The following is a 9950-nucleotide window of genomic DNA, read 5'->3' on the forward strand; positions in this document are numbered from 1 at the left end:
GTCAGGCTCCAACGACACTATCGAGTTCACGGTAATCAGGAAGGCTCCGGTCGATGACCTTGCCGCGACGAAGCACGACGCGGTCAGACTGGGGGCGCGAAAGAAATTCGCTCCAGCGACGCGCGCTGAAGAGAACCAGATCGGCGGGCTTGCCGATGCTGATGCGGCCGGTGTCGGCGAGCCCGACGATGTCAGCGGGCGAGGTCGTGACGACACGCGCGGCCGTATCGAGCGGATGATCCAGGTGAAGAATGCGCACGGCTTCGCGAAACACCTCGACCGCATCGAGGTCACCATAGGCGTAGAAAGGATCGCGCGTATTATCGGACGCGACCGCCGTCGCGACGCCGGCCGCAGCAAGTTCCTTGAAGAGTGTCACACCACGCCAGCGTGGCGTACGGTTCGGCTGGCGATCCTGAAGGTAGGCGTTGCACATTGGCAGCGAAATAACCGAGATCCCGGCCTCGGCGACCAGTTCCACGGTGCGCTCGGCAATCCCATCATCCTGCCTTGCTAGCGAGCAGCAGTGACCGGCCGTCACCTTACCCTTAAACCGGTTCCTAAGAACGGCCTCGGCAATCGCTTTGAGGGTTTGCGCCCCAGGGTCGTCCGTCTCGTCGACATGGAGGTCGACATCGAGGCCATTCTCCGTCGCAGCACGAAAGAGCGTATCGAGCTGCCACGCAAGGTTCGGTCCCATCCTGGTAACGCCGCCCATCAGGCCGCCCGCATTGCGCACGACCCCGACAAGATCGTTGAAATAGACTTCGTCTACCATGTCGTCCATCGGGAAAAGAGCGACGGCCTGCAGTGCGATCCTGTCCTTCCACGCGTCTCGCACCTCACAAAAAACGTCGAAAGAGATCCTGTGTTGCGGGGCGGCGGAGTCCAAATGTGTTCTGATCACGCTCGTGCCGTGCGCGTAAGCGGAGCGAAGCGAGAACTCCATTCGCTTGCGCACATCGTCAGCCGACCAATACGCCGCGCGGTCGTTGCCCACCGCCTGCAACGCCCCGATAAACGTTCCGTCCGGATTGCTGCTGCGCGCCCAGATGTGCCCCTTGTCGAGGTGCGTGTGGACGTCGGCAAAGCATGGCCAGACCATCCCCTCGCGCAGGTCTGATTTGGCGATCTCCGGGGACGCACTGCCAGCGGGAAGGATCGCCGAAACAAACCCGCTCTCGATAACGACATCGGCGCGGACGAGGCCTTCCGTTGCTAGCGCATTGAAACCTTCAACGGCAACGGCAGGCAGGGTCGCATTGCTCAGTACAAAGCGGCCAGCGTTTGGTGGTGACATGAACGAATACGTCATCAGTTTTCCCGCCTGAGACTGCTCTCATGCCAGCGGTGCAGGCTGAGCCAGGAGATGAAGGAGGTGATCGCGAAGATTGCCACCCCGAGCAGCGAAAGCATCAGTAGCGCGGCGAAGAGGCGAGGAATGTTCATTCGATACTGCGCTTCCAAAAGCCGAAAGGCCAAGCCGGAACCTGCGCCGGCCGAACCCGCTGCAAACTCGGCAACGACCGCTGCAATCAGCGCCAGCCCCCCGCCGATGCGCAGGCCTGTCATGAAATAGGGCAGCGCTGCCGGCATCTTCAGATAGAGCAAGGTCTGCCAGCGCGAGGCGCCATAAAGCTCGAACAGGTTGATCAGATTGTGATCCACGCTCTTGAGCCCCTGCACCATGTTGGAAAGGATCGGAAAGAAGGCAACGAGAAAGGCACAAATGAGCAGGGCGACCTGTGTCGAGGGTGCATAGATCAGGATCAGCGGTGAAATCGCGACGATCGGGGTGACCTGCAGGATGACGGCTAGCGGATAAAAAGCGATCTCGATCCATCGAGATTGCACAAGGAAGACAGCAAAGCCGACACCGCCGACAAGCGCCAGCAACAGAGACAGGAAAGTAATCTTGCTCGTTACCCAGAGTGCGGGCGCAAGCGTCCCCCAGTCACTGATAAAGGCCGCAGCAACGGCCCCGGGACCCGGCAGAATGTAGGGGGGTACGCCGGAAAGTTTGACGTAGAGCCCCCACACAATCATGAGAACAGCGACTGTCGCGAACGGCACTGCAATCTTGAACGCCAGGTCGCGGCGCTTCGCCGTCATCGCATTCGGCAGATCGGGCGCCGATGCCTCGGCAACATCCGCGCTCATACATTCTCCTTTGCAGCGTTGATGGCGCCGATCAGTGAGCGCGACACCGTCTCGCATGCCTGCCGATATTCCTCGGAGGTGCGATAGAAGGCATCTCGCTCGAGACTGGTGACGAGTGGCAGATCGGCATGGACCCGCCCGGGGCGGGCCTTCATGACGACGATCCGGTTTGAGAGGTAGGCTGACTCAAAGACCGAGTGGGTGACGAAGATCACCGTGATGCCGCTCTCTTTCCAGAGGCGCAAAACATCGTCGTTCAGCTTCTGACGGGTGATTTCATCAAGCGCTGCGAAAGGTTCGTCCATCAGCAGCAATTTTGGTTTTGTGACCAATGCACGCGCGATGGATACGCGCATCTTCATTCCACCGGAGAGCTCGCGCGGATAGGCTTCGGCAAAATCCTGCAGGCCGACAGTCGTTAAGACGCTCATGATGTCGTCGCGCGCCGCCGCCTTGGAGATGCCTCGCAGCTTCAGAGGGAGGTGGACATTGCCAAAGACATTCTTCCACGGCATCAGCGTCGGCTCCTGAAAGACGAAGCTAATGTCGCCTTCCGGCAAGCCACGGGCATTGATGCGGGAACTTGGCCAGTCGATCGTCCCGGCAGAGATGTCGCCCAGTCCCGCGATAATGCGCAGCGCCGTCGATTTTCCGCAGCCCGACGGCCCTAATAGGCTGATGAACTCGCCACTCTCCACTGTCAACGACATCCCAGAAAGGGCAACCGTGCCGCTGGAGAACACTTTGGAGACAGACTGCATCGAGACGAGTGGTCTTTTGCGCAGGTCTCTACTTGCCGGAATCGGAGATGGGGCTGGAAACATCGCCTGTCTCATTAAATCAGGGAACAGGCTTTGCCGCGGTGGCGGCTAAGCCATGTGGCGCTTACTTCTTCAGAGCCATGCCGACGCCTTTGCAGACGTATTTGGTGGTATAGGCCTTCGTGTAGTCGGTATCGGCTTTCAAAACCTTGATGCCGACCATCTCGGCGAAGAACTTCTTGTAGTGCTCGTCGGTGATGCAGCCGATTCCCTTATCGAGAGCCTCGCCTGATTCGACGATACCGTACTCTTTCAACTTGGCGATCGAATAGGCGATCTGGCCATCCGTCATTTCCGGATTGTCCTTCTTGATCAGCTCGTTCGCCTTGGTGTTGTCCCCATAAAGGTAGTTATACCAACCCTCGATCGAGGCATCCACGAAGCGTTGCACGACATCCGACTTGCTGTCGATCATCGTCTGGGTCGTGGTTATCATCGTCGAATAGGGGGAGTACCCATTGTCGGCAAGCAGGAAAACCTTGGGCTCCCAGCCGGTCTGCTTCTGGATTTCATAGGGCTCGGAAGTCAAGTAACCCTGTTGTCCGGACTCCTTGTCTGCAAGGAACGGGCCGGGGTTGAAGTTGTAGGGCTTATACTGCTCGTCCTTGAAACCCTGATAGTTCGCCTTCATCCACTCGAAGTACGTCAGATAGCCATCCTTGCCGAGAAACAAGGTCTTGAGCTTGGCCAGATCCTCGAATTTGGCGACCCCAGCGTCCGGGTGAGCGATCAGCACCTGCGGGTCCTTCTGGAAGATTGCTGCGACGTCGACAAGCGGTATGCCCTGCTCGACGGCAGACAGTTCCCCCTGTGGACCGCCCATGTAGAAGTCGATCTTGCCGGAGATCAGCAATGCTGTGTTTGCCGCGTTCGGACCACCTTGTACGATCGTAACGTCGAGCCCGTGCTTGGCGTAAGTACCGTCTGCAACGGCTTGGTAAAAGCCGCCGTGCTCGGCCTGGGCCAACCAGTTCGTGCCATAGCTAACCTTGTCGAGCGCATACCCAGGAACTGCGACCGCAGCGGTGAAACCAATGCCCAGTGCTGCGATAAATGCCATTTTGTTCAATGATTTTGACATAGTCGGCGTTCCCCTTTTGTGAGCGCTCGGGCGCTCTTTGGCGTCCGATTTTCTGCATTTGAGCGATTGCGTTGCTGATTGAAAAGCATCAAAATTCGTGCACAACGATGCCTTTTTGGCATCCCAGGAGAAGCCTGTGCCTAATTTGTGCGTAGCGCTTAAAATTGATGCAACGAGGGGTCGAATGCTGCATTCTAGGAAGCTGCTTTATATCAACGAGATCGCCCGTTCCGGGTCAATCCGCAAGGCCGCCGCGCGGCTGAACGTTGCCTCCTCCGCCATCAACAGACAGATCCTGGCACTGGAAGAGGAGATCGGTGCGCCGCTCTTTGAACGCCTGCCCCGAGGACTGCGCCTGACGGCGGCAGGCGAGCTCTGCATCGAGCACATCAGGGAGGTTTTAAAGAACTACGATCGACTGGAGGGTCGCATCAGGAGCCTGAAGATGCAGCAGGCCGGAAAGGTCAGGCTGGTGACGACCGTGGGACTCGCATCGGGCCCACTGGCAGAAATCATCGCGCGGTTCCAATCAGAACACCCGCGCGTCTTCTTCCAGATCAGGAACGATGCGGGTACGACAACGGTCAATCCGGTCCTCTCTGGCGACGTCGATATCGGCCTCGGCTTCAACATTCCGGCAACCCCGGGAATACGCACGCTCGGCAACTTCGACATTCCGATCGGCGTTGTACTCCCACCGGGGCATCGCCTGATAGGGACTGGCCCAATCAGTCTTGGTGACATTGTCCAGGAGCGATTGGTATTGGCGCAGACGGGGACGAGCCTTCGCGAGGTCATCAATCTCGCTCTTGCGAGGCTGGATGTCTCGGTAGAGCCCGTTCTGGAAAGCAATGCGTCGGAAATGCTTAAGAAGCTCGTCAAATGCGGGGCTGGGCTGACCCTGCTCAATCCGCTTGACGTCATCACAGAATGCCGCGCGGGCGAACTTGTATTTCGTCCGATTGCCGAGCCTCATGGCCGACACCAACCGATGAAGCTGTTTGCCCGTGCCCGGGCGTCGCTTGACGCGGCGACCAGCCTCTTTGTCGAGTATCTGTTGGCTGAGCTTGCGGGCCTCGTTCAGGAATTGCAGGCCAAGGGACACATTGCTCCCGCCAGAGCGCCGGCTCCCTGAGACCTAACGCGCGTGTAGATTTGCGAGCGGAAAGCGCTTCAAATCCTCAAGAAGCTCGACAAAACCCTGCACCTGATGGCGGCAGATCGCTTCCCCTTTCGCGGCAGTCCCGCGTGATGCATCGCCCACCACGCCGTTGGGATTGAGATCATGCGCGATCCAGGCCAGCGAGTGAGGCGGAAGCGGCTGAATATACTTTGACTGCTCACGCATCCACTCAGCCTTGGACGCGAAGTTTTCCGCCTTGTTCATTCGCACGAGTTCCGGCCTGAAATGCAGCATCAGTGACGTCTCGACCTCTCCACCGTGAATCCCATATCGGGATTCGTGATCGCTGATCATGCCATCTGGATGGCCGAAACGTCCCCATTGCGTCGAGACAACAGCCATCTGGTGGCGCACGCGCAATTCGCGCGCCACTATGCTCATGATATCGACATTGCCGCCGTGCGAGTTGACGATCACCATTTTACGGATGCCCGCTTCTGCGACTTTGGCGCCGATTGCCGTCCAGACCGGTATCAATAATTCGGCAGGGAGCGAGAGCGTTCCTGGTCCGTAGATATGCTCATTCGCCTTTCCGACTTCCTGTGTGGGCAGGACAAGGATATCGAGATCGGCGGGTCGCTGGCGGCGGAGCTCGACCAACATGCCGTTTGCGATAGCCACATCAGTGGCGATCGGCAGATGCGGCCCGTGCTGCTCGGTCGACGCGATCGGCAAAATTGCAATGGTAGTATCCGCCGAGAGCCCGGCAAAGTCATAGGTATTCAGCTCGTTCCAATAAAATGGTGTCGCCATAGCCGTGCGCTCCTTTCGTTGAGTTATCTCTGTGACTAGGGAATTCTACAGCATACGGAAAGCATCAATTTGCGCGCACACCGCTGCCTTTTTGCGACATACAGAAGCGTCGACGATCAGGACATATCGAGGGATTCTGGGCTTCACCGCCACAAGGGTGCAATCCAAAAGCTGTCGGGCCGCCAGCGACCTTTCGGCCTTTTATGCTCGTTCAATCTCATACCCAGGGCGACCCGGATCCGGTTATCTTGCCCTCGCCAGATCGTGGCGACGCTACTTTCGTCCGCCGTTCTTCGGATCAAGGAGATAGATGAGCAACATGCCGGCGCTTATGAGAAACACGCTGAAGACGTTCCAGAGAAAGAAGATCGGAAGGCCCCAAGCTTTCCCATCTGTGTTGAAAACTATGTTTCCCACAAACACGCTGGAGACCAAACCGAAGACAAGAATTACCCTCATCACCCATCCACAAAGCAGCCCCTCAAGACGGATCAGCTTAGCACGATCGTGATCGAGCAAAAGAGAATTCGCGGAACGCAAATTCAGACGCAAGATCATCAGCGGGCGCGTTCAACGCCCGCATCTTCCTCAGTGGTCACGAACCGAGACTACCGGCGCGGTCGCCACACTTACGAGAAAGGCGACGAGCGTGTTCAAGGTCAGCGCGATAAAACCCGTATTGATTTGCTTCACGGCGACGGGGGCGTCGGGAAAGAAGCTGGATATGTTCAAGCCGGTCGTCAACACAATTGCGACGGTGCCAACACCTACGATAATACCGGCGGCCGCCCCCTCCTTTGTCAACGGGTTCCGTGGCAACAGACTGGCGAAAAGGGCGGGAAAGAGCTGGGTCACGATGCTGTAGCCCATGATCAGGATCGCGACGATGCTGTCGCCGCCAACGATCGTAAAATAGACTGCGATGGTAGTCAGCAACAGCACAGATAGCCGCGCCCATGTCGTGGCTTGTCGGTCCGAAAACGAGGGCATCAACCGTCTAAAGATATTCGACGAGACGAGTGTAGAGCCGACAATCAGTATCGTTGACCCCGGCACCAACGCCGTGAGCACGCCAGCCGCGCCGATCACACCGACAAACCAAGGATCGAAGGTCGCTATCGAGAGCTTGAGCAGAGCAAGATCAATCTCTCCGCCTTCCAGTCCTGGAATCTGCAGAACAGCAGCAAAGCCCACCAGCATGGCAAACAGCATGACGAGCGCATAAAGCGGCATGAAAACCGCATTGCGGCGGAAAGCTGCTTCCGATTTTGACGTATATACAGAAGAAAAGGTGTGCGGCCACATGTACAGGCCAAGTGCAGACAGCGCAACCGTGCTGGTATACCAGACGATTGTCTCTCCGGTATCGGGAAGGGACAGAAACCCTGGCCTTGCAAGCTCAATCTGCTCGAACATCGCGCCAATCCCTCCGTAGTAGTGGTAAGGGAGGTAGACACCGAGAAACGCGCAGATAATCCAGGTCGTGCAATCCTTCACGGCCGCAGCCCAGGCAGAACCACGCATTCCCGAGACAATGACGTACAACGCCATCACGATCGCGCCGCCTATGACGGCGACAGACTTGGGAATTTCGCCATTCGACACGGTCTCCGCGATAATTCCCAGTCCCTTAAGCTGCAGGATCAGATAAGGAACCAACGCGGCGAGCCCGACGAACGTGACGAGCAAGCCAAGACCGGGACTGCGATATTTCTCTTCGAAGAAGTCAGGTTGCGTCACAAGCCCCTTGGCGCTAGCAAACCGCCAGATGGGCGGCAGCAGCCAGTATGACGATACGAATGCCAGGCAGGTATACGTCAGAATGTAAAATACCAATCCGCCCTTCCCGTATGCGAAGCCACTGGCACCCAGGAAGGTGAACGTCGTGTAGATTTCTCCCGCCATCAGGAGGAAGACGAGCAGTGCTCCGAAACGGCGGCCGCCGAGGGCCCACTGCTCCAGACTCACCTGCCGATGCGCGCGGGTCCAATAGCCGAGAAGGACGATCCCGAGCGTTGTCGCACCGACCAACAGAAGGGCGATATTCACCGACGGCACTCCTTCGGGAGTGCAAATGCGCGCCACCTCGCTTCGCCCGGACGTCCAGCGAGGCTCGCCTCTTCCACCTTAGGCAAATCTGACACTGCTTCCAAACAAGTGAGCGGCCCTCGGGCGCCAATGGCTATTTGTCCGGGATGGCAAGTAGCCCGTTCTTTCCCACCCCACGTCGGTACCCACGTAAGGTCTAGAACTGTTCGCGACAAACCCCATTCCGCTTCGTTCTCAATCGCCATCAGCTGTCAGTTCCCCTCCCCGCCGCCAGGCCATCAAAATTATCGCGACTGGGGAGCGATGACCAGTACGAGAACGCGTGGATATCGATCAATCGTCTTACGATCGTAACATGGAAGGGGTTGCCGGCTTCCTCGGTCTCCAACTGTTACGAATAAAATCAAATGGCTTAAATTTGCAACAACGGCCTCGCACTGGCCGACCAGGAGATGTGGCCCGTCACTATCAGGGCGGGTTGCAGTTCAAGACGCCGTTCATTGCGGCCCATTCATCAATCCGTAGAGAGGATGCAGCGCTGTGATGACACAAGTCATGATTGTTGGTAATGGAGAAATTGATCCCCGTTACGCTACCACCATCGAAACCGCGGACTTGATCGTTCGCTTCAACGATTGCCGTTCCAGCACCAGCAGTGGACTTCGAACTGACGTCGTAGCGGTCTGCAACACCGGTCGACCTGCCAAGATTATGCTGGAATCAAACGCCTGGCGGTCTCACCCGGCGGTCATGAAAGCCAAGGAGATCTGGTGCGTGCGCGATCCGCGGAAATTTGCGGCCTTACGGCCCGTTCTTGCAGTTCGACACCCGGAACTGGATGACTTTTGCGACGACGGGACGCCCGAATTTCAGGCATTCTGTGGCGCGAACGGTAAGCAATGCATTGTTATCGATGAACGTATTCATGACTGGGTAGACGATGCGCTTCATCTTTACCACCCCAGCCCATATGTCGTTCCAAGCAGTGGGATGATTGTCATCGCAAGCGTACTCGACCAGTTTCCCGGGGCAAGGATAACCATTGTAGGCTTCGGACACGAAGGGTGGGAACTCCATCCGTTTGCGGCCGAGAAGCGCCTGGTCGAGGACTATATTTCCCTTGGCAAACTTCGCAGGCTCGAGGCCAGACGCGCATTCAGACCAAGTACTACGTTGGATGCAGCGGGTCCCACGGAATTCACAAGCAGGTGAGATCCGCTTCCGGACCTCAGGTTGTTTAATCGCTGACTGTCCGTCCGGACGACCTTGTAGAAGCCGGCTTCCGCCAGTTGCGCCAACCCGTCCGCATCATTGGCATCGGTCTTGTTAAGCGTCTCGTTCAAGACCTTTTGCGCATGTCGAGCTTCGATACAGATCGCCGGCATCCTCTCGGCCGTCAGGGCGTGATAGAACCACGTCGACAGCGGCCCGGTCTCGAAGACAACGCGCCTTGCGTGCGGCGCGTGCATGCGGATCATCCTCGCCAGAAGCTTGGGGTCCGAAGGGCACCTGCCGCGCCAGATGCGTTTGCCGTCTTGCCGAATTGAGATCGCGGTCTCTTTCAACGAAATGTCGAGCCCGATATACTGGTTCATGGTTGCCTCCAACGAATGATGTTTGGGCCCGGTTCCGATCGAGAGCCCGTATTCCCATCTTATCGGGGGCAACCACCCCTACCAGCATCAAGTCAGAAAATGGCCTAGGAGATCGCGCCGCGACTACCCTATGTTTGGGAACGGCGACCCAAGCAAACTTGGTCGCCGTCACCCATTTACATTAGGTCGCGTCCCCATAAAAGGGTTTCGCTTTAGTCACGATGATGATTCAATGTCCTTGGAAGGAGATTGATATGCGCCGTCATGAACTTAGCGATGAAGAGTGGGCGATCATCGCACCACTTTTG

9 protein-coding genes and 1 pseudogene are annotated in these 9950 nt (G+C 57.4%); 2 read left to right on the plus strand and 8 right to left on the minus strand.

Going from position 1 to position 9950, the window contains the following annotated elements; all coding sequences use genetic code 11:
- Window position 1: 1 nt before the first annotated feature.
- From JNB88_RS32145 to JNB88_RS32160, 4 genes are all read right to left on the minus strand, one after another.
- Window positions 2–1315, minus strand: coding sequence for a cytosine deaminase (locus tag JNB88_RS32145; protein WP_220359014.1), 1314 nt, complete (start codon window positions 1313–1315; stop codon window positions 2–4).
- Window positions 1315–2160 carry an ABC transporter permease gene (locus tag JNB88_RS32150; protein WP_220359015.1) on the minus strand — a complete coding sequence of 282 codons (846 nt, stop codon included), beginning with the start codon at window positions 2158–2160 and terminating at the stop codon, window positions 1315–1317. Before JNB88_RS32150 ends, JNB88_RS32145 begins: the two co-directional genes overlap by 1 nt.
- Window positions 2157–2984 (minus strand): ABC transporter ATP-binding protein, encoded by an 828-nt coding sequence (locus JNB88_RS32155; protein WP_220359016.1) that lies wholly within the window; start codon window positions 2982–2984, stop codon window positions 2157–2159. The genes JNB88_RS32150 and JNB88_RS32155 overlap by 4 nt, the downstream gene beginning before the upstream one ends.
- Before the next feature lie 61 nt (window positions 2985–3045).
- A complete protein-coding gene (locus JNB88_RS32160; RefSeq protein WP_220359017.1) occupies window positions 3046–4062 on the minus strand; it encodes an ABC transporter substrate-binding protein in 1017 nt (338 codons plus the stop codon).
- Window positions 4063–4246: 184 nt separating this feature from the next.
- Here JNB88_RS32160 and JNB88_RS32165 point away from each other — a divergent pair, with 184 nt between their 5' ends.
- On the plus strand, window positions 4247–5197 hold the full coding sequence (locus tag JNB88_RS32165) for a LysR family transcriptional regulator (protein ID WP_220359018.1): 951 nt from the start codon (window positions 4247–4249) through the stop codon (window positions 5195–5197).
- 3 nt (window positions 5198–5200) lie between these two features.
- On the opposite strand, the gene JNB88_RS32170 is transcribed toward JNB88_RS32165, so the two are convergent.
- From JNB88_RS32170 to JNB88_RS32180, 3 genes are all read right to left on the minus strand, one after another.
- The gene (locus tag JNB88_RS32170; RefSeq protein WP_220359019.1) at window positions 5201–5998 is read right to left on the minus strand and encodes a creatininase family protein; all 798 of its coding nucleotides are present in this window, start codon (window positions 5996–5998) and stop codon (window positions 5201–5203) included.
- 273 nt (window positions 5999–6271) lie between these two features.
- A complete protein-coding gene (locus JNB88_RS32175) occupies window positions 6272–6457 on the minus strand; it encodes a hypothetical protein (RefSeq protein ID WP_037135551.1) in 186 nt (61 codons plus the stop codon).
- 129 nt (window positions 6458–6586) lie between these two features.
- Window positions 6587–8047 carry a sodium:solute symporter family protein gene (locus JNB88_RS32180; RefSeq protein WP_220359020.1) on the minus strand — a complete coding sequence of 487 codons (1461 nt, stop codon included), beginning with the start codon at window positions 8045–8047 and terminating at the stop codon, window positions 6587–6589.
- Window positions 8048–8602: 555 nt separating this feature from the next.
- Here JNB88_RS32180 and JNB88_RS34060 point away from each other — a divergent pair.
- Window positions 8603–9259 carry a Urease operon accessory protein gene (locus JNB88_RS34060; protein WP_223217430.1) on the plus strand — a complete coding sequence of 219 codons (657 nt, stop codon included), beginning with the start codon at window positions 8603–8605 and terminating at the stop codon, window positions 9257–9259.
- Window positions 9260–9302: 43 nt separating this feature from the next.
- Here JNB88_RS34060 and JNB88_RS32190 read toward each other — a convergent pair.
- Window positions 9303–9642 (minus strand): annotated as a pseudogene (locus JNB88_RS32190) (IS110 family transposase); the annotation flags it as partial.
- Window positions 9643–9950 lie beyond the last annotated feature (308 nt).

The sequence above is a fragment of the Rhizobium cauense genome (assembly GCF_019511525.1).
Lineage (GTDB): Bacteria > Pseudomonadota > Alphaproteobacteria > Rhizobiales > Rhizobiaceae > Rhizobium > Rhizobium cauense.